Source organism: Nocardioides sp. CCNWLW216, assembly GCF_037120545.1.
Taxonomy (GTDB): domain Bacteria; phylum Actinomycetota; class Actinomycetes; order Propionibacteriales; family Nocardioidaceae; genus Nocardioides; species Nocardioides lianchengensis.
In genome coordinates this window covers 163418-183122 of sequence record NZ_JBBBBJ010000007.1, presented here as the reverse complement: position 1 = coordinate 183122, position 19705 = coordinate 163418, and the positions used below count along the sequence as shown (strand labels likewise).

The window sequence follows — 19705 nt, the reverse complement described above, 5'->3', positions numbered from 1 at the left end:
CACGGCGAAGGGCCCGGGGCGACATGGTCAGCCCGGGCCCTTCCCCATCCGCGTCAGAGGATGTAGAGCATCTCCTGGTACGTCGGCAGCGGCCACAGGTCGTCGGCCACGACGCCCTCGAGGCTGTCGGCGGCCGCCCGGACCTTGGTCATCGCCGGGATGACCGAGTCGCGGGTGAAGGTGGCCGCCTCCAGCGGGTCCTCCGGGTGGTCGTGCGCGACGGCGGAGCCGAGCTCGGCCAGGCCGGCCCGGAGCTCGCCGATCAGCGCGGTGACCGTCTCGAGGCTGGAGGCGTCGGCCTCGACGCCGGCCGCCTTCAGGGCGACGACGTTCTGGGCCAGCTCGGTCTGGTAGCGCAGGGCCGCCGGCAGGATCGTCGTGGTGCCGATCTCGAGCGACAGGTTGGCCTCGACCGCGACGGCGAGGATGTACTGCTCGGCGCCGATCTCGAAGCGGCTGTGCGCCTCGTGCTCGGTGAAGACGCCGTACTTGCCGAAGAGCTCGATGGCCTCGGGCGAGATCAGCTCGGGCAGCGCGTCGACCGTCGTACGCAGGTTCTTCAGCCCGCGCTGCTCGGCCTCGACCGGCCACTCGTCGGAGTAGCCGTTGCCGTTGAAGATGACCGCGCCGTGGTCGGCGACGATCTCCGAGAGCAGCGACTGCACGGCCTCGTTGAAGTCCGTGCCGGCCGCCACGGCCGACTCGAGGTACGACGCGCAGTGGTCGAGCGCCTCGGCCATGATCGTGTTGAGGATGACCATCGGGGCCGCGACGGTCTGGTTGGAGCCGGGGGCGCGGAACTCGAAGCGGTTGCCGGTGAAGGCGAAGGGCGAGGTCCGGTTGCGGTCGCCGGCGTCCTTGGTGAGGTTCGGCAGGGTGTCGACGCCGATGGTCAGCGTCCCCTTCTCCTTGGAGCGGGTCGCGCCGCCCTTGGCGATCTGGTCGAAGACGTCGGCCAGCTGGTCGCCGAGGAAGATCGAGATGATCGCCGGCGGGGCCTCGTTGGCGCCGAGGCGGTGGTCGTTGGACGCGGAGGCGACCGAGACGCGCAGCAGGCCGCCGTACTTGTGCACGGCGCGGATGACCGCGGCGCAGAAGACGAGGAACTGGGCGTTGTCGTGCGGCGTGTCGCCGGGCACGAGCAGGCTGCCGAGCTCGGAGTTGCCGAGCGAGAAGTTCACGTGCTTGCCGGAGCCGTTGACGCCGTCGAAGGGCTTCTCGTGGAAGAGGCACTCCATGCCGTGCTTCTTGGCGACGGCCTTGAAGGTCGTCATCAGCAGCTGCTGGTGGTCGGAGGCCTCGTTGGCCCGCTCAAACATCGGCGCGACCTCGAACTGGCCGGGGGCCACCTCGTTGTGCCGGGTCTTGGCCGGGATGCCGAGCTTGAAGAGCTCACGCTCGGTGTCCATCATGAAGCCGAGCACGCGCTCGGGGATGGCGCCGAAGTAGTGGTCGTCGAACTCCTGGCCCTTCGGCGGCTTGGCGCCGAAGAGGGTGCGACCGGCGTTCAGCAGGTCGGGCCGGGCCAGGAAGAAGTGGCTGTCGACCAGGAAGTACTCCTGCTCGGGGCCGCAGTAGGCCACCACGTTCTCGGGGTCGGTGTGGCCGAAGAGGTTCAGCACCCGCTTGGCGTGCACGGCCATCGCCTGCTGCGAGCGCAGCACCGGCGTCTTGTGGTCGAGCGCCTCACCGGTCATCGAGATGAAGATGGTGGGGATGCAGAGCGTGTTGCCGTTGGGGTTCTCGAGGATGTACGCCGGGCTCATGACGTCCCAGCCGGTGTAGCCGCGGGCCTCGAAGGTGTTGCGCAGGCCGCCGTTGGGGAACGACGAGGCGTCCGGCTCTCCCTGGACCAGGGTCTTGCCCGAGAACGACGCGAGCGCCGTACCGTCGCCGACCGGGTCGAGGAAGCTGTCGTGCTTCTCGGCGGTCAGGCCGGTCAGCGGGTAGAAGACGTGCGCGTAGTGGGTCGCGCCCTTCTCCAGGGCCCAGTCCTTCATCGCGGAGGCGATGGCGTCGGCCACGTCGGGGTCGAGCGGGGTGGACTTCTCGATCGTGGAGAGCACCGACTTGTAGACGCTCTTGGGCAGACGCTTCTGCATCACGGTGAGGCTGAAGACGTTCTGACCGAAGATCGAGCCGGGCTCCTCGCCCGGGTCGAAGCTGACGGCGGGGGGCGTGTAGGCCTCGACGTCCTTGATCGCCTGCAGTCGAACAGCGTTTCCACTCATGGGCAGTTCCCCTACGTTGCGAGCCACATCTTCTCCGCGGCTGGTGGAGCCGAGACGAAGCGGAACCTAGCGAGCCGATGAGACGTCATGGGTCGTCCATGTTTCGCGCGTGTTAACTCCGGGCCGTGTGACGCGCGTCGCTCGTTCCGGGCCGGGCCTAGGACGTGGGCCGCACGAGACCGCTCCGATAGGCGATGACCACGAGCTGCGCCCGGTCCCGCGCGTCCAGCTTGGTCATCGCGCGCTGGACATGGGCGCGGACCGTGAACGGACTCAGGAACATCCGGTCGGCGATCTCCTGGTTCGACAGTCCGGTGGCGACGAGCGCGACCATCTCGCGCTCGCGCGGGGTCAGCACGTCGAGCGCCTCGGGGGCGTACGGCGGCGCGTCGTCAGCCACGGCCAGGAATCGCGCGACCAGCGCCCGGGTGGCGGCCGGCGACAGCAGCGTCTCCCCCCGCCGCGACGACGCGGACCGCGTCGAGCAACTCGCGAGCGCCGATGCCCTTGCCGATGAACCCACTGGCTCCCGCGCGGAGCGCCAGCGCGACGTGCTCGTCGGTCTCGTAGGTCGTCAGAATCAGGATGCGGGTGCCACCCAGGTCGGGGTCGGCGCAGATCTGGGCCGTGGCGCTCAGCCCGTCGACGTCGGGCATCCGGATGTCCATCACCACCACGTCGGGCCTCAGCTCGAGGGTCAGCCGCACCGCCTCGCCGCCGTCGGCCGCCTCGCCGACGACGGTGATGTCGTCGGCGGTGTCGAGCAGGGTGCGGAACGCCTCGCGGAGCAGGGCTTGGTCGTCGGCGAGCAGCACGCGCAGGGTCATCGCGCCTCCTCGACCCGCGCGACGTCCGAGCGGGCGCGGACCGGCGGCAGCGGCAGGTGGGTGGCAACCTTAAACCCACCCTCGGGGCGGCGGCCCGCGGACAGGTGGCCGCCGACCGCGGCGGCCCGCTCGCGCATGCCGATGAGGCCGTGACCGGGCGCGCGGGTGACGGGCGACGGCGTACCGCTGGGGCGGCCGTCGTCGCTGACGGTGATGCCGAGGAGGTCGCGGGCCCAGAAGAGGCCCACCCGGGCGGTGCCGGCGCCGGCGTGCTTGGTCACGTTGGTCAGGGCCTCCTGGATGATCCGGAAGGCCGTGAGGTCGACCCCCGGGGGCAGCGGGCGCGGCGGCCCGTCGTGTTCCACCGTCACCTCGAGGCCCGCGCGGCGGAAGGACTCCACGAGCGCCGGGAGCCGGTCGAGACCAGGTGCGGGCTCGACCGAGGAGGCCGCCTCGCCCTGCTGGCGCAGCAGCCCGACCGTGGCGCGCAGGTCGTCCAGGGCCTGTGCCGTCGTCTCGACCAGGTCGTCGAGGCTGCGCCGAGCCCGGTCCGGCTGGGCGTCGAAGACGTGGGCGGCCACCGTGGCCTGCGCGTTGGCCAGGGTGATCTGGTGGGCGACCAGGTCGTGCAACTCACGGGCCATGCGGACCCGCTCCTCGTCGACGCGGCGCCGGGCCTCGTTCTCCCGGTCCTGCTCGGCGCGCTGGGCCCGTTCCTCGACGGCGGCGAGGTAGGCCCGCCGGTCCTGGGCCGCGTGGCCGAGGAGCGCGGCGACGAGGGGGAAGGCGACGACGATGCCGAGCCGGCTGGCGTCCTGCCACGACAGGTCGCCGGCGACCACGGTGGCCATGATCATCAGGGCGGCCGACGGATAGAGCACCTGGATCGTCGTACGACGCCGGACACGTCGGCCCAGGGCGTACGCCGCGACGACGGCTGGGGCCACGATCAGCGGCGTCAGCAGCAGCCCGAGCGGCGCCACGGCCGCCCCGCACACCGCCGTGACGAGGACCGTGACGACCGGACGACGCTCCCGCAGGGGCAGGGCCACGCAGGAGATCACCGCGATGAGGTAGGCCGCTGCCGGCGGCGCACCCCACCGGTCGTCGACGTGGATGGCGCCGCCGAGCAGGCAGATCGCGAACGTGGTGGCCAGGACGACCCCCTCGCGCCGCCAGCGGCGCGCGGGAGGAACGAGGAGGTCGGCCGTCGTCGTCATCGCGTCAGCGGGTCTCGACCGGCTCCGGCGCCGGCTCCTGACGGGTGGGCACGCTCAGCGCCTCACCCTCGACGTCCACGCGCGGCAGCACGCGGTCCACGCTACGCGGCAGCCACCACGCGCGGTCGCCGAGCAGCGCCAGCACGGCGGGCGCGATAGCCATCCGCACCACGAAGGCGTCGAAGGCGACGGCGCAGGCCAGGCCGATGCCCATCGTCTGGATGGTCGGGCTGTGGATCCCGACGAAACCGGCGAACACGCTGAACATGATGACCGCCGCCGCCGTCACGACCCGACCGCTGTGCCGGAAGCCCTCGACCAGCGCCTCGTCCGCTGTCGCCCCCTGCACGTAGGCCTCCCGGACCCGCGTGAAGAGGAAGACCTCGTAGTCCATGGCCAGGCCGAAGACGATGCCGATGACCAGGATCGGCATCAGCGACATGACCGGGCCGGTCTGCTCGATTCCCAGCAGGTCGGCGCCCCAGCCCCACTGGAATACGGCCACCAACACCCCGAACGCGGCTCCCACCGACAGCAGGAAGCCCAGGGCGGCCTTGATCGGCACGAGCACCGATCGGAAGACGATCGTCAACAGCAGGATCGCGAGTCCGACGACGACGAGCAGGTAGGGCACCAGCGCGTCGGCCATCGCCTGCGAGATGTCGATGTTCACCGCGGTGGAGCCGGTGACCACGACCTCCGCGCCGGTCTCGTCCTCGACGTCCGCGCGGACGCTGCGGATGTCCTCCACGAGGTCCGTGGTCGAGGCGCTGGTGGGCGCGGTGGTCGGCACGGCGGTGATCAGGGCCGTGGCGCCCGCCTCGTCGAGCACCGGCTCACCCACCGACGCGATGCCGTCCATCTCGCGCAGCATGGTGCCGACGCGGTCCACCGCCGCTGGAGCGTCGGAGGACTCGCTGGTGTCGACCACGACGGTGAGCGGCCCGTTGAAGCCGGGACCGAACCCGTCCGAGAGCAGGTCGTAGGCCCGGCGCTGGGTCGTCTCCATCGGCTTCGACTCGTCCCCGGGCAGCCCGAGCTCGAGGCTGAGGGCCGGTACGGCGACCGCGGCCAGCCCGAACCCGGCCACGACGAGCACCGCCACCGGACGCCTCAGCACGAACCGCGCCCACCGGACGCCCAGCCCGTCCCGCTCCTCGCGCGGGACGCCCGAGCGCTGCGCCGTGCGGACCTTCCGCGACAGCACCCGCGGTCCGAACAGACCGAGCAGCGCCGGGAGCAGGGTCAGCGCGACCAGGACGGCCACTCCCACGGCACCCGCGCCCCCGAGGCCCATCTTGGTCAGCTCGGGGATCCCGACGACGCCGAGCCCGGCCAACGCGATCACGACCGTCGCGCCCGCGAACACGACCGCGGAGCCCGCCGTCCCGACGGCGCGACCGACGGCCTCCTCGGGAGCGTGCCCGCGAGCCCGTTCGTCGCGGTAGCGCGAGGTGATGAAGAGGGCGTAGTCGATGCCGACCGCGAGGCCCAGCATCAGCGCGAGGATCGCGACCGTGGACGTCAGGCCGAGCGGCTCGGCGAGCACGGCGATGGCCCCGAAGGCGATGGCGACCCCGGAGAAGGCCGTCAGCAGCGGCAGGCCGGCCGCCACCAGTGAGCCCAGGGTCAGCACCAGGACGACAGCGGCCACGGCGACGCCGACCAGCTCCGTCGTACCTCCCAGCGCGACCTCGGCGTCCAGCGCCGACCCCCCGACCTCGACGGTGAGGCCGGCGTCGCGGGCCTGCTCGGCGGCGTCCTCCAGGGCGCTCGTCGTCCCCTCCTCCAGGTCTGCGACCTCGGAGTCGTAGGCGACGGTCGAGAAGGCGATGGTCCCGTCGTCGCTGACCGTCCCGTCCGCGAACGGGTCGGAGATCGATCCGACCTGGGCGCCGCCCGACAGGGACCCGAGCGCGTCGCCGACGACCGCCCGGTTCTCGGCGGTCGTCAGCAGCTGGCCCTCGGGCGCCTGGAACACCAGCCTGGCCTCCGCCCCCTGCGCGTTGCTGCCCGGGAACCGCTCCTCGAGCAGGTCGAAGGCCTGCTGCGACTCGGTCCCGGGCATCGTCAGGTCCTCCTCGTCGCCCGACGGCGCCACGGCAGCCGCGACCACCGCCGCCAGGACGGCCGCCAGCCACAGGCCGGCCACGAGGCGGCGCCGCCGGAAGGCCCACTTTCCGATCCGATAGAGAAGAGTCGCCACGATCGTTCACTCCAGACAGTTCGCAGAGGTGGCGCGGCCGATCCGCGCACGACCCCCACGGTCCCGTCCGAGACCGCCCGCGGGCATCGGCCGCAGAAACCGTCATGGAGTAGTGCGGTGCGACGAGTCGAGCAGGCCGCATGGTGCATCGGCACTAGACAGGCTCGGCGACAAGCACCCAGATTCTCGGAGGCAATCAGCGACGGGTCCTACTCCATGAAGCTCCGTCTGGGCCTCAGGTCTGCTGCTATCGAACTACTCGGATGGGCGCTCGAGATCGTCAGCGAAGCGACAGGTGATCACATCGCCGCGTCGGTGCGGAGTTGACGGCGATGGTCTGACTCACCGGCCGCCATTGCGCACGGACAGCGGGCCGAATCGCCAATGGCGATACTGGGTTCGAACCTCTGAGAATGGGGCTACCACGAGACCGCTCTCCAGGTCCATCTTTAGGGGTAAACTCGCAGGTCAGAGGGCATTTCGCCCTTGGACAGGTTCGGACACTTCCGGACACGAAATGACCGCGTTGTTCCCCGGTTATTCCCCGAAAGGCGATACTGATGGGCCAAAAGATTTCGTCCAAGCAGAGGGCTCGACGCGGCTTCGGACGGATCGAGGAACGGGACAACGGGCGCTACCGGGCGGCCTACACCGGGCCCGACCGTCGGCTCTACCGCGCCCCGATGACCTTCGCGTCTCGGGACGACGCCGTGGCCTGGTTGTCGGCTCGTCGCGCCGAGATCGAGATGGAGGTGTGGGCCCCGGAGGTGGCGGCGCGCGGGGCGGCGAGCCGATCGGTGCCGACCCTCCAGGCGTACGCGGACATCTGGCTTGAGACGAGGAAGACGCAGGGTCGCGCGCTGCGGCCCACGACCAGGCAGCAGTACCGGATGCTGCTCGACACGTTCATCTACCCAACATTCGGTGACGAGCGCATCGACCGGATCTCGGCTGACGACGTGAACGCCTGGTACGACGCCCTCGCGCCCGGACGCGAAACGATTCGCGCCCACGCCTACAGCCTCCTCCGCACCATCTTCGCTAGCGCGGCTTCGGAGCGACCCCATCCGCTGGTCCCCTACAACCCGGCTCAGATCCGCGGAGCCGGCAGCGCGAAGCGCGCCCACCACGTCCAGCCAGCCAGCCTCGAAGAACTCAGGACGGTCGTCGAGGAGATGCCGGACCGCTACAAGCTCATGGCGCTCCTGGCCGCGTGGTGCGCCATGCGCTTCGGCGAGCTGACCGAGCTTCGCCGCGGCGACATCGACCTGCGCACCGGACGCGTGAAGGTCCGCCGTGGAGTGGTCCGGGTCGACGGCGAGTTCATCATCGGCCCGCCGAAGACCGACGCCGGCGTCCGCGACATCGCCATCCCACCGCACCTGCTGCCGCTGGTGAAGGACCACCTCTCCGACCACACCGCACCCGGCAGAGAGTCGCTGCTCTTCCCGGCCGCGGGCGACAGCAACCGCCACATGGCCCCGGCGACTCTTTACAAGGTCTACTACCCGGCCCGCGAGGCCGCTGGGCGTCCAGATCTCCGTTGGCACGACCTCCGACACACCGGCGCCGTCCTGGCCGCGCAGACCGGCGCCACGCTGGCGGAACTCATGGGTCGCCTGGGTCACTCAACCCCAGGTGCGGCGATGCGCTACCAGCACGCGGCTGCCGATCGCGACGCCGAGATCGCCAGGCGCCTGTCGGAGCTGGCTGGCTCATAGGCGGGGGGAATGATGCGGTCCTGAACCGCGCGAATCGCGGCATGAGAGTGTCACTAGCGCCGATCCGAGGAATGATCACGGAGTGCGCACGCGTGGAGCAGCGTCTCGCTTAGCGCCGGGCGGGTGACATTGGCTCACGCTATGTGATCGGGTGGCAGCGTGACAGGGCTGACTGCCGCTCATCGTGGCTACGAGTACCAGGACCTCATGACGGCCTGCCGCCTTGTCGACGTGGTCCTGGGTGTCGCTCACACGGTTCTTGTGGACGAGAAGTTGTACACCGGGGACCGCTTTGACGATCTGACGTCCACGAGCGGCGCAGAACGCGAGCGGACCCAGTTCAAGCACACCGACAGTGATGCCAGGCCCCTGACGCTTGCGACGTTCACGAGCGACCAACGGGACCTGCGACTGGACCTGCTTGTCGCTGCGGCGTCGAAGGACAGGAAGATTGCAGGTGCCGCAGCCGCGGCGACTGAGTACCGGATCGTCCTTCGCGACGCGCGACCTGTCGACGGCGCTCTGCTCGCTGTCCTCCGCCGGGCTACTCCTGACCCTGGCCCATTCCAATCAGGGATGGCGACACTTCGGTACCGATTCGACGCTGACCTGCTCTGGGGCCGGGAGGGCGCAGACAGAGCGCCGTTCGATTTCCTTCGTGGAGGGGATCGCGCGGTTTCGCGTGCGGACCTCGACTGGTTCTGCGACAGGGCGATCGTCGAGGTGGAGGCCCCAAGGGCGAGTTGGGACCTGACGTCACCGGGGCCGGCCGAGGCGCTGCTGCTGGATCGTATGCGCATCGAGATCGGCGCCGGTTCGTACCCGAACCAGGGGCGCTCCGCCGTCGACGTCGCTGAGGCGTTCATCCGTCTGGCTCGCACGACGCGTCAGGGGACGACTGTCGTCTCGCGCGAGGACATCCTCCGACGGGCGCAGTTGCGGCAGGACTACGGGGCTGTGACCCGGGCACGTCCGGCAGATCCGACCGTGGCGATCGATCGTAGGAGGTCCGTGGACGCGGTCGTCGGGGCTGCCGTGGCCGCCGCCGACGGGTCGTCGGGTGGCACCGTCGTCGTCACGGCGCCTCCCGGACACGGCAAGTCGTGGCTGTGCGACCAAGTTGTGGCTCGTCTCGGGGACGACGGGTGGCTCGTGGCCGAGCACTACTGCTACCTGGGCGACGCAGACGACGAGCGCGAGGCGCGTGTGGTTGCCGAGTCGATGTTCGGCAGTCTGCTCGCCCACGTCGCGGATGCCGACCCGGAGGCGGTACGCCAGCAGCGGCCCCTGCTGGCTGCCGGCGAGGACGCCCTTGTCGCCGCGGTCGCGGCGGCGATTGACCATGAGCCGTCGAGGCCGGTTGCCATCATTGTTGACGGGCTCGACCACGTCACTCGGGTCCGGAACGACCGGGTCGGGTTCGACGCCTCTTTGGAGATCGCGCGGGCGCTCGCGGAGCTGCTGCTCCCCCGTGGGAGCGCTCTCATCGTGCTTAGCCAACCCGGTGGCCACCTCGTGCCACTTCTCGAAGATGCTGCGCCGCCAGTCGAGGTACCCGGTCTGACCCGGTCCGAGCTGAAGGCTCTTGCCGGGCGGCTGGGCATGCGTGTGCGGGTTGACCGCAACGGAACCGACGGGTCGGATCGGGTACAGAGGGACGAGGCGAAGGAGGTCCTGGACGCGCTGGTGGATCGCTCCGGGGGCAACGCCCTTTACGCCACATATCTATGTAGGGAAACGTTGCGCGACCCTGCGCACGTTGAGAACCCCGCAACCGCGATCCTGGGGCTGCCATCCTTCGACGGAACCCTCCTGAACTACTACCAGCACCTCTGGTCGTCGCTGGAGCCGAGAACCTGGTGGGTCGCTGAGGTAATCGGGGTCATCGACTTCGCGGTGACTCGAGAGGAATTGCGCGAGATCAATCCCCTCTCGGGCCATCGCGTCAACGCCGCACTAGATGCTCTGGCCCCGGTCATAGTGGAACGGTCGGGCGAGGGCCGGCTCCGCATCTACCACGAGTCCTTCGGTCGGTTTCTGCGCCAACGTATGCAGGACGACGCCGAAGCGCTTGATGCGGTACTTGGTTCAGTCGCTATTTGGCTCCAGGGCCGTGGGCTGTTCCAGGAGACCCGTGCTTTCCGGCACCTGCTTCCCCTTCTGGCCCGGGCGGGACGACATCAGGAGGCTGTGGCCCTCGTTGACGACGATTTCGTCGTCAACGCCGTCGCGGCCGCGTTCCCGGCCTCGGCGATCAAATCATGCCTGGCGACAGCTGCGACGAGTGCGGTGCGCTGCGGTGACTGGGCCTCGGCGGTTCGCTGTGTGGAACTTGGACGTGCGGCGGAGACGTTGCAGGAGGAACGGTTCGAGTCGACCGTTGTCCCGTTCGCTGATGTGGTCGTCGACTTGGTTGGCGCCGATGCGGTCTCGGATCGGCTGCTGCACGACGGGCGAACCGTCATGGCCGGGCGGGCGGGCCTGCAGATGTGTGCTGCCGTGGACCGGCTCGGCGCAGTGCCACCCTGGCGCGAGTACATGGGCGCCTACTTGTTGGAGTCCGAGACGGACAACACCAGTTACGGCGCGGATTCCGACCGGGCGGTCGACCTGGCGTGGTTACGTGGCCGACTCAGACTGTCCTTCGCGGCATCGGCTCCCCGGCCTCAGATATCGGCCTCCGGCCACCCGGCGCCGGTAGGGCAAGATGACTTGGACGGGCCCATCCGCTGGGAGGCGGTGGCCGAGGGGTACGAGGACCAGCAGCTCGCACCAGGGAAGCTCCTGCGGCTCATCAGCGACATCTACGGAACCTCAGAGGCGGAGTCCTTTATGGACCTGCTGGACCGTCCCGGCCCCTATTGTCTCGCCATGGCCGAGGCCGTGGCCGCCGGGCGAGTCACCGGGTCATCGTGCACCGCTAGAACGTGGGCGTGGGCATCGGTCGGTCACGGGTTACCGGATGGCGTGCTGGCGCGTGTCATCGATCTGGGGCTGGCAGCGGATGACCTAGACGTCGCGGCCCTTCACAACCGGCAGGAATTACTGGATCTAACCCGCGAGGTGCAACAGCGCTCGGTGAGGTGGGAAGACGCGGTCCTGCCTACGTGGTTGGACAGGCTCACTTCGGCAGCGCGGGTCGACCTCGGGGGCCTGAACGTTGTTGAGGCGCTCATCGTTGGTCCTGGCTGGTACCGATGCTGGTTACGCTTCTGCGTCTCCCTTGCCAGGGCCAGGAACGTTGATGCGGCTGAGCGCGACGATGCGGTCACGAGCGCGCTGGATCTGCTGACTGTCGACGTGCGGCCGTTCGCTGGCGACCCGCGAGCCTGCGACCTCTACCCGATCCATGGACTCGTGCAGGCCACCGTGCGTGACGCCGTGCGCCTCATCTCCGACGACGACGTGTGGGAACGCGCGGTCGGCCTGATTCGCAGGGTGGGTGCGGACATCTCCACAACCCTGTCCGGCGAGCTCGGCGGCCCGCTGCCGTCTGACTGGGTCATCAACATGACGATAAGGACAGCGCCCACATCGAAAGGTGCCTACGTTCGGTCGCTGGTACGTGCACGGACTGCGGAAACGGAGGCGACGTTCTACAGCGACATCGCCGAGACGCGGCTTGTTGCGGCACGAATCGAGCTGGCCGCCGGTGAACGCGACGCGGCCGGTGGCACGTGGACCCAGGCATGCCGCTTGCTGGCTGCCTACGGCTGGCGCAAGGACGTGACGGTTTACGAGCTTCTTGACCCGTTCCCGGCACTCATCGACGCTGACCCACGACGGGCACGAGCGCGGCTGCCTGCGTTGCAGGAGATCTGCGAGCACGTGATCATGCACACCGACGGCAAGGGAACTAGCGGGGCGCCCGGTCGATGGTGGGACCTGCTGGCTGCGGCCGACCCTTCAGGGCTCGTTTCGCTAGTCGCACCCGCGCTACATGCCAGTTGCAACGATCCTGACGACGTCCTGCAGGAGGGCCTCACGGAGGTCTGGCGCAGGTGGGCTGCGCATGCCGATCCGATCGTTGCCGGCGCGTTGCGTCTGACGATCAGCCCTGCCCTCGACAGTGCAGATCCCGGCTCCATGGCAAAGATTGCCCAGGCAGCATCGACGGACCCGGGCGCCCGCCGGATCCTGGCTTCCTGCCTCGCACGACTCGACGAACGGCCGCCCCGATACTCATACACCAACAGCGACGACCTCGTGACGTCGGACAACTTGGCCGTCGCGGCCGTCAATGACGCCGTCGGGGCAGCCCGCGCCATCGTGAATCCGATGCCCGCTGTGACCACGCCAGCGAAGGGAGGCGCAGGATCGGGGACCAGGGCGACGACGCAGGGGCGCGGGCAGGCCGAGAATTTGGCCTCAATGATCCTGCCGGCCTTCCCGGACGGCCCAATCGGGATGGCACGCGCTGTCCGCGCTTGGCAGACGCGGCCCTACTCCGAGGCCTCCGAGGCCTGGGTCATCGACCGGGCAACGAACGTGCTTGGGTTCCGGATTCTCGAGATGGCCCAGGACAGGCGCCACGATGAGGCAGCGGTCTATCTCCGACAGATCGCTGACGGCAACGGCCTCGGACGCGAAAGCGACGTTCTCGCCGCGCTGGCCGACGGGCTCGAACTGCGAGGCGAACCCACCCTTGCTGCGATCGCAGGCACCCTCGCATGGACCCGGGCACGCGGCCGTGGTGGCTGGCTCGCCTTCGGAGGCGCAACTCACCTGGAATCCCTACGCAAGGCGACGTTGGCTGACTCCGACACGGTCCTGATGGTCGTCGGCGACGAGGTGGCCCGAGCCATCCGGAGCGATCGCAGTGCAACCTGGGGGATCACCCAGGCACTCGTCCTTGCCTTCGTCGAAGATGCGCTGGACCAGGCTGGAGCAGGCTCATACGACATCGCCTTCGAGTGCTTTGACGCCGCCCTGGGCGTGGTGGCCGCCCGGACCCCCCGCATCCATAACCACGACGACCCGGACCTCCCCTACGACCCGCCGTCACCGGATGACGGCCAAACCGTGCCCGGCGACATCGACGCCGTGTTCGCCGCAGCGACGATTGCGGGCCTGGCCCGGCCCGAGCGCGAGGCCAAGCGCCGGGCAATGCTTGCGACCGAATATCTCCTGATCGAGCGGCCCAACACCGCAGCCGACGGCATCGGGTACGCACTTGGCCACCTCTCCGACCCGGCCACCCTCACGTGGCTCCTTTGCCTGCTCACCCGGCACACGACCCCCGGATCGCCGGTCCTGGCCCCGAGCAGGGACGCGCTGACCGCCCTGGCCGATGGTCCGCAACTGACCGTTCGTGTACTCGCCCGCAGCCTCCTCTACCCGCCACCTGCACCGGGTGCCCCGGAGCCGGCCGACCCCGAACTCCTCGGCACACCCCCCGGCTTGTGGACACCCTCCGGTGCGCGTGTGGAGGCGCGCGGTGACGACGGTGCGGCCCTGGAGATCGTCAATCAGGTCGCCGGCGCGCGCCTGACAGCTGCCGAGGCACTCCTGCCCGGCCTGGGGGCGGCGGTTGTCCGCCGGGTAGCGGCCGCCTTCGACGAGGAGCCGCTCGTCCGCCGGATGCGACGTCAACTCCGCGCCCTGCAAGCCGACCGCGGCAGGACGGGTACTTGGCCGGACGCATGGCTGGCCATCAACGAGGCAACCGAGGCCGCGCTCCAAGGCGTCGCGGCCGGTGTCAGATCAGCAGATCTTCGCCAAAGCCGCCTGCGCGAACCCGCGTCGCGGGAGTCTGAACTCGCTGAGGCTCTCCTTGATCGGCCGACGCTCGCGCTTGAGCTAGAGGCGACCCGGCAACCTCGGCCACCGATCGTCGCGCCGCCGAGTCACCTCGACCCGGTGTGGAACGAGATCTTCGCGGCTATCCCGGCTCCCGAGGCTGGCGATGCCCAGACCGCCGCCGAAGCGCATGGGCTGCGCGGCACGACCAACACGAGGCTGATCACTCGTTTCGACGAGCTCGACGACTTCGGCGACGGCTGGCGCATCCTAGGTTGTGCCGAGGTTCTCCGCTCGTCGGAGGGCCGCAGCGCCGACGACGGGGAGGTGCTGGTAGTCCGCTACAGCGGGCTCGAGGTCCGTGAGGCGGGTGAGCGGGCGGGCTTGGACTACCCGCCGTTCGCCAGTGCGGGCCTGGGGCACTGGCACCGGGACTGGTCAATGATGGCTGCGACACCCGGCGCTGCCGCACCCCTGGTGGGTCTGGATATGCACGTGGGCGCCGACTCGGACAGTCGGGAGGGGCTCGGGGTGCCGGAACGCGTAGCCACCCCCAGTGCAGTGTTGCTAACTGCGTTGAAGGCCGCAGTAGATCATGGTGGACGGTTCGCGCTTCACGACGGTGCAGGAGCCATCGCCGCGCTCAGGACGTGGCGGTCGCTCTACGAGACGAGCGACTACCACCAGCCTTGGCCGCGGCTCACTGGGACCGCGCTCGTCATCAGGGAGCGCGGCTTTGCCCTGCTTGCTGCTGCGATGCCCCGGCTGGTGCTGAGGGACTTCATCAGCCGCGGCGATCTGTGAGTCGGAGGCTGAGGCGCAACCCATGACCAGCGCGCAGCCGACCGACGGCACCAGCACCTACAGCTGGAGGTGCTGGTGAACGCGACTGCGAGGAAGACGTTGACACGGCCGCCGAGATCATCCAACGGTTGCCGACGGCGACCTGGCCAACCTTCTCCAGCTTCGCTCCGCCGCGGTCGGCGCGCTGACCTCCACCTGCTCGATGAACCCAGTGCCCCTTCGAGGGCGACGGGCACCAGCTGGAGCACGCCGACGTGATGAGTCAGGTCACCGATCAGGCGCTGCGCCGGCTGTCGACGGTCGTCCCGGACCAGGAAATCTTTGACTTTCGTCACTCCGCCAGGAAGAGCCTGACAGGATCTTGCTCGCCAGAGATTCCAAGCGTGAGGTGGGCCCATGTCGGGCAAGCAGCGGACCGTGTACTTCTTCGAACCAGTGGTGATCGACAAGAAGGGCAACGCCAAGTCGATCGCGGCCGGCTTCTGGAAGGACATCCACACTCACATCGGCACCTTGGATGAGGACGACCGTCGGACGATCTACCGCGGACGGAAGCTCGAGGGTGAGGCGACTTTCACGAAGAGTCCCGCGGCGGAATACCTCTACATCGCAAAGCTTCGACCCGGAGCCGACTGGCCTGATGTCCGGGGCGTCGACGGCACCCACGGGACCTTGGCCTCCACCGGTGCCGTCGGTGCGCTTCTGGAGCCGGCGTACCTCGTCGAGGTCAGCAACACCAAATACTGCGCCGTTCTACGGTCGTCCGGCGGCCCCTCGTTCTCTGCCCTAGAGTCATGGCTCAGCATGGCCGGCGGGTACACCGCGACTGACTCGACGCTGGAGCTTCGTCCCTTTGTACGAGAGGACCAACTGGAGCGGCTCGCCGTGGCGCAGGGTGCCACGAAGATCCGGTTGCGAGTCGAGCCGCACGCTCTCGAAGATGCTGAGCCGACCAGCGACCTGGGGCGTGCGATGGCAGATGCTCAGCAGGCCGTAGGTGGCGGCGTTTCCGTCGAGATGACGGTCAGCTTCGGGCACGTCAGGCCCGATGGTCCAGCCGCAAGGCAGCTCACCGACGCGGTCAGCGACATCCTCAGGGAGGGCGGTGTCAAGCACGCATCAGCGACACTCCTCGTCCCGGGTGAGGACGGTGAGCTCGAACGCGACAAGATCGACTTCGTCCGGGACCGTGTCACGTTCATCGAGGAGGTGGGCGAGTCGGAAGACGAAGAGCCGTCGGCACCTGTTGTGATGGCAGCCATGGCCGAGGCTATTCAGGAGTTCAAGAAGCAGCTGTAGAGTCGACCGGGCGGGGGTCTGGAGGTGTGGCAAGTGCGTAGGACGCTGCACGACCATCCGTTCAGCATCGACATACTCCTAGTCGGATTCGTCACGCTTCACTGGCTGGTGACCGTCCCGCCGATCCTGTCGAAGTTGAACATCTCGCGCGTCCCAAGCCCGTGGTCATCCCTGGCGGGGACCAACGACTCCTCGGTCCGAGACCTCTACATCGCCATGTTCGGTCCGTCCGCCATTGTCGCCGGATTTGCCGGCGTCGTGGTGGTCTTCGGACTCAGCAGCGACGCCCCGCGCTTCAGGAAATTCCGCGCCGACGCTGGGGATTCTCTCAAGCGCACGTGGGTGTCGAGCAGCCTGTCGGGCTTCGTTGCCGGGTTTGCTTTTGTCGCAGCCACGGTTGTCAATTTCGCTGGAGCTGAGCCTTCCGCGCCGTTCCTGTTCGAGTTTGGCCTTCTCGTTCTTGTTCATGGTGCAGCCCGACTTCTCTGGATCCTGCGGGCCCTAATTGGTATCAAAGCCACTGACGACCTCGTCGCGGTGGCGAAGGACGACGAAGTGCCGCTCGACGACATGCCCTGGAGACGGACAGGCTGAGGCGGTCTCTTGATGGTCGGCGGCCTCTCCAATTGACCTCAGGAGCGAGTTTCTCTCCCGGGTTGCCGCGGGCATGATCGCTCTCGTGACCGATGACTCGGGCTGGCTGACCTGGACGCAGGCCGCTGAGCTGGCGGGCTGCCCGGTCTCGACGGTCGAGCACTACGCCCGCATCGGGCGCATCGAGCGCCGGCAGGTCCGCGGTCGGGGCCGGGGAAGTCTCGAGCGCAGGTCCGTGGAGGCGTTCGCGTCCTGGTGGCGCGAGGAGGTCGCGCGTCGGAAGCGGCGTCGGGCAGACCATGAGAGCCGGCGCATTCGGCCTCCGGAGCCTCAGGGTTGGATTCAGGCCACCGAAGCGGCCGAGCAGCTCGGCTTCGCCCACAGCGACCACGTAGTCTGGCTGGCCCGCCAGGGACGGCTAGAGGCCCGCAAGGTCAGCACCCGCTGGTGGGTCCGCCAGGCCGAGGTCGCGGCGTACGCCGGCGAGCGGCAACAGTGGGTCTCCTGGATGAAGGCCGCGATGATGGTCGGTTGCAGCCACGAGACCATCCGCAGAGCCGTCGCGGCCGGACGCATCGAGAAGCGCGACGTGCACCGGACGCGGGCTTCCCTCTCCCTGAGCTCGGTGCTGGAATTCCGAGAGACCTTCAGCCGGTAGAGCGAGCTGATCTGCGATCGGCCAGCGATACAACGTCGCCGCCTCCTGATAAAAGGTCGTCCCACCCCCGGCAGCGCTGCAGGTGGGAGCTACCCAGGCGCTCGCTCGCAACTGCGATCGCGACGGGGTCGACCGCCCGCCAGCGTGTTTCTCGAGCGCCCCGACGAACCAGATCGGCTTCTCGTTTGAGACAAGCACTGGCTCGCCGGTGTTGCAGCCGCGCTTCGAGATCTGCTTGTGGAGAGCGGTGGCCTGGTCCGCCTCGTTGACGCCGGGGTGTTGGAACCGCACGACCAGGGCTTCAATGCTGATGCCCCAGTTGCGCTTTAGCTGACTGAGCGTGTTCAGGGTGACCCGGCCGCCAAACGCTTCGAGATCTTCGACGATTGGACCAGCTGGCGCGAGGAAGGCCGCGGCGAACCGGTGTGCCTGCCGCTCAATCCTGCGGCATCATCTGCAGTCGCCAGCCGGGGTTAGCTTGCAGGGCAAGGTGCCAAGTTGATGGACGACTGTGAACCGTTGGCGGTCGCCGGGCACCCCTCCGCGACGGATCGGGCTGTTCGGTCTCCGCCCCTAGCCGCCTACGATTGTCATGGCATTCATATGACTGTGAAACCAATCACGGCGTAGTCTGAGACGTATGTACTTCAACCAGCCCTTCGGTGGAGTGATGCCGGGTGCTCGTGGAGCGGTACTCGCGGTTCTGCTGCGCACTGGTGAGCCGCTGACCGGCCGGCAGATTCACGGCATCGTCAGTGACGAGCACAGCTTGTGGTCAGTTCAGGAGGCGTTGAAGGCACTCACCGACCTCGGTCTGGTCACTTCCCGCACGGTGGGTAGGGCCGGCATTCACGAGATCAACGAGGCGCACGCATCGGTGGCGCCGTTGCGGGCGCTTCTTGATCCAATAGCGTCGCTACGTGCAGCCGTCTCCGAGGCGGTTGGCTCGGAGGTGGAGGCCGTGCTGCTCTTCGGGTCCATCGCCCGTGGGGAAGCCACGGAGGCCAGCGACGTCGACCTCGCGGTGATCGCCGCTGCCAGTTGGGGCGGGCGCGTCGAGCTCGAGGACACCGTGCGAGCGCGACTAGGCAATGACTGCGACGTCCTCGTGTTCACCCCGGCCGAGTTCGCAGAGAGGGCGCAGGAGGCTGAGCCGGTGGTGGCCGACATCGTGCGCGACGGCGTCGCCTTGGTGGGTCGGAAGCCGGTCCTCAGCCGTGGCGCCGCCTGATGGCGACGGCTGAGCAACGCAACCACGCCAGGAACTACTTGAAGAAGGCCGAGGAGTACGTCGCGTCCGCTGCGGCCAATCTCGCGGCCGGGCGGTACACGCCAGCTGCCGGTGACTCGATCCACGCCGGCATCTGCGCGAAAGATGCCATCGTCACGGTGCTGACCGGTTCCACTCGCAAGGGCACCGACCACGCCACAGCAGCCAAGGAGCTACGACGAGCGCTGGGTGCCCGACCCGCCGCATCGACTGCCGAGCGCGCCTTACGCGAGCTGCTCGCGGTCAAGGGTGACGTCGAGTACGGCACCAACCTCATCACCGGCGCAAAGGCCGAGCCGCTGGTACGGAGGGCCGACTCGTTGGTCGAGCTGGCAACCGAGATCGTCCGGCTCGGCGGATAGAAGAACCACGTCACGGAAGGCTCGCGGACGATGAGTTCTCCGTTCATCCGGACTCTGGGGCCAGTGCGAGCAGTCGTCGTGAGTCGGCGGGCCTCCCCCGCGCAACCCCGGATTGCCGGCGTCCATCGCGGTCACCGCCGAGCCGAGGGGATGCGCCGCAACGCGGCTTCGAGTTCGTCGAGTCGCAGCCGGATGGAGCGGCGCCCGCATTGGTAGGCGGGGATGGTGCCGTCGCTGATGCGGCGGCGGATGGTCCGGGTGGACAGGGACATGATCTCCGCGGCTTCGTCGAGGCTGACGTAGACGGGGAGTTCTCGCTTTCTAGTCACGGGGCTTCTCCTGGCTGGGCGTGTGAATCGAGCGGCTGCTCGTGGTGGCGGAGCTGAGGAATCGGCGGGTCTCGGCGACCGTGACGTAGAGGCGGCCGCAGCCGTTGAAGCGGGCCCAGCGGGGGCCGACGCCGCGTTGGCGCCAGTCGCGGACGGTGCGTTGGGGGGTGCGGATGAGGTCGCAGAACTCTTCGAAGGTGAGGAGTCCCCGGTCGTCCCAGTCGTCGGGAATCTGGATGGGGTGCATGAACTTCCTTCCGAGAGAAGGGATGTCGTCCTGGCGATCGAGTGGGCGGTGCGCGACGTCGCGGCTCGGGGGTGGACAGGAAGGTGCTCAGGCTGCCTCAAGGACCTCACCAGTTTCGTACCCCTGGCGTGGTGAGCGGGAGGGGGTACGCACTGTTTGTGCAGGTCAGGGCGCGTACCCCCGAAAGTTTGAATTGAT

12 protein-coding genes and 1 pseudogene are annotated in these 19705 nt (G+C 68.6%); 7 read left to right on the top strand and 6 right to left on the bottom strand.

The window, feature by feature from the left end:
* Positions 1-53 precede the first annotated feature (53 nt).
* From V7S47_RS17050 to V7S47_RS17035, 4 genes and pseudogenes are all read right to left on the bottom strand, one after another.
* A complete protein-coding gene (locus V7S47_RS17050; protein ID WP_336562691.1) occupies positions 54-2231 on the bottom strand; it encodes a glutamine synthetase III family protein in 2178 nt (725 codons plus the stop codon).
* A gap of 157 nt (positions 2232-2388) precedes the next feature.
* Positions 2389-3058 (bottom strand): annotated as a pseudogene (locus V7S47_RS17045) (response regulator).
* A complete protein-coding gene (locus tag V7S47_RS17040) occupies positions 3055-4278 on the bottom strand; it encodes a sensor histidine kinase (protein WP_336562690.1) in 1224 nt (407 codons plus the stop codon). Before V7S47_RS17040 ends, V7S47_RS17045 begins: the two are co-directional and overlap by 4 nt.
* 4 nt (positions 4279-4282) lie before the next feature.
* On the bottom strand, positions 4283-6484 hold the full coding sequence (locus V7S47_RS17035; protein ID WP_336562689.1) for an MMPL family transporter: 2202 nt from the start codon (positions 6482-6484) through the stop codon (positions 4283-4285).
* A gap of 560 nt (positions 6485-7044) precedes the next feature.
* Here V7S47_RS17035 and V7S47_RS17030 point away from each other — a divergent pair.
* The 7 genes from V7S47_RS17030 to V7S47_RS17000 all read left to right on the top strand — a co-directional run bounded on the left by V7S47_RS17030 (position 7045) and on the right by V7S47_RS17000 (position 18931).
* Positions 7045-8205, top strand: coding sequence for a tyrosine-type recombinase/integrase (locus V7S47_RS17030; RefSeq protein WP_336562688.1), 1161 nt, complete (start codon positions 7045-7047; stop codon positions 8203-8205).
* A 159-nt stretch (positions 8206-8364) separates the two neighbouring features.
* The gene (locus tag V7S47_RS17025; protein WP_336562687.1) at positions 8365-14748 is read left to right on the top strand and encodes a hypothetical protein; all 6384 of its coding nucleotides are present in this window, start codon (positions 8365-8367) and stop codon (positions 14746-14748) included.
* A 396-nt stretch (positions 14749-15144) separates the two neighbouring features.
* Positions 15145-16047 carry a hypothetical protein gene (locus V7S47_RS17020; RefSeq protein ID WP_336562686.1) on the top strand — a complete coding sequence of 301 codons (903 nt, stop codon included), beginning with the start codon at positions 15145-15147 and terminating at the stop codon, positions 16045-16047.
* A 33-nt stretch (positions 16048-16080) separates the two neighbouring features.
* Entirely contained in the window at positions 16081-16641 is a 561-nt protein-coding gene (locus V7S47_RS17015; protein ID WP_336562685.1) for a hypothetical protein, read from the top strand.
* 85 nt (positions 16642-16726) lie between these two features.
* The gene (locus tag V7S47_RS17010) at positions 16727-17299 is read left to right on the top strand and encodes a hypothetical protein (RefSeq protein ID WP_336562684.1); all 573 of its coding nucleotides are present in this window, start codon (positions 16727-16729) and stop codon (positions 17297-17299) included.
* 640 nt (positions 17300-17939) lie between these two features.
* Positions 17940-18530 carry a nucleotidyltransferase domain-containing protein gene (locus V7S47_RS17005; protein WP_336562683.1) on the top strand — a complete coding sequence of 197 codons (591 nt, stop codon included), beginning with the start codon at positions 17940-17942 and terminating at the stop codon, positions 18528-18530.
* 38 nt (positions 18531-18568) lie between these two features.
* Positions 18569-18931 carry a hypothetical protein gene (locus tag V7S47_RS17000; RefSeq protein ID WP_336562682.1) on the top strand — a complete coding sequence of 121 codons (363 nt, stop codon included), beginning with the start codon at positions 18569-18571 and terminating at the stop codon, positions 18929-18931.
* A 131-nt stretch (positions 18932-19062) separates the two neighbouring features.
* Here the strand turns inward: V7S47_RS17000 and V7S47_RS16995 are convergent, their stop codons facing one another.
* Entirely contained in the window at positions 19063-19260 is a 198-nt protein-coding gene (locus V7S47_RS16995; RefSeq protein WP_336562681.1) for a helix-turn-helix transcriptional regulator, read from the bottom strand.
* Positions 19253-19507, bottom strand: coding sequence for a hypothetical protein (locus V7S47_RS16990; RefSeq protein WP_336562680.1), 255 nt, complete (start codon positions 19505-19507; stop codon positions 19253-19255). The genes V7S47_RS16995 and V7S47_RS16990 overlap by 8 nt, the downstream gene beginning before the upstream one ends.
* Between the last annotated feature and the right edge of the window lie 198 nt (positions 19508-19705).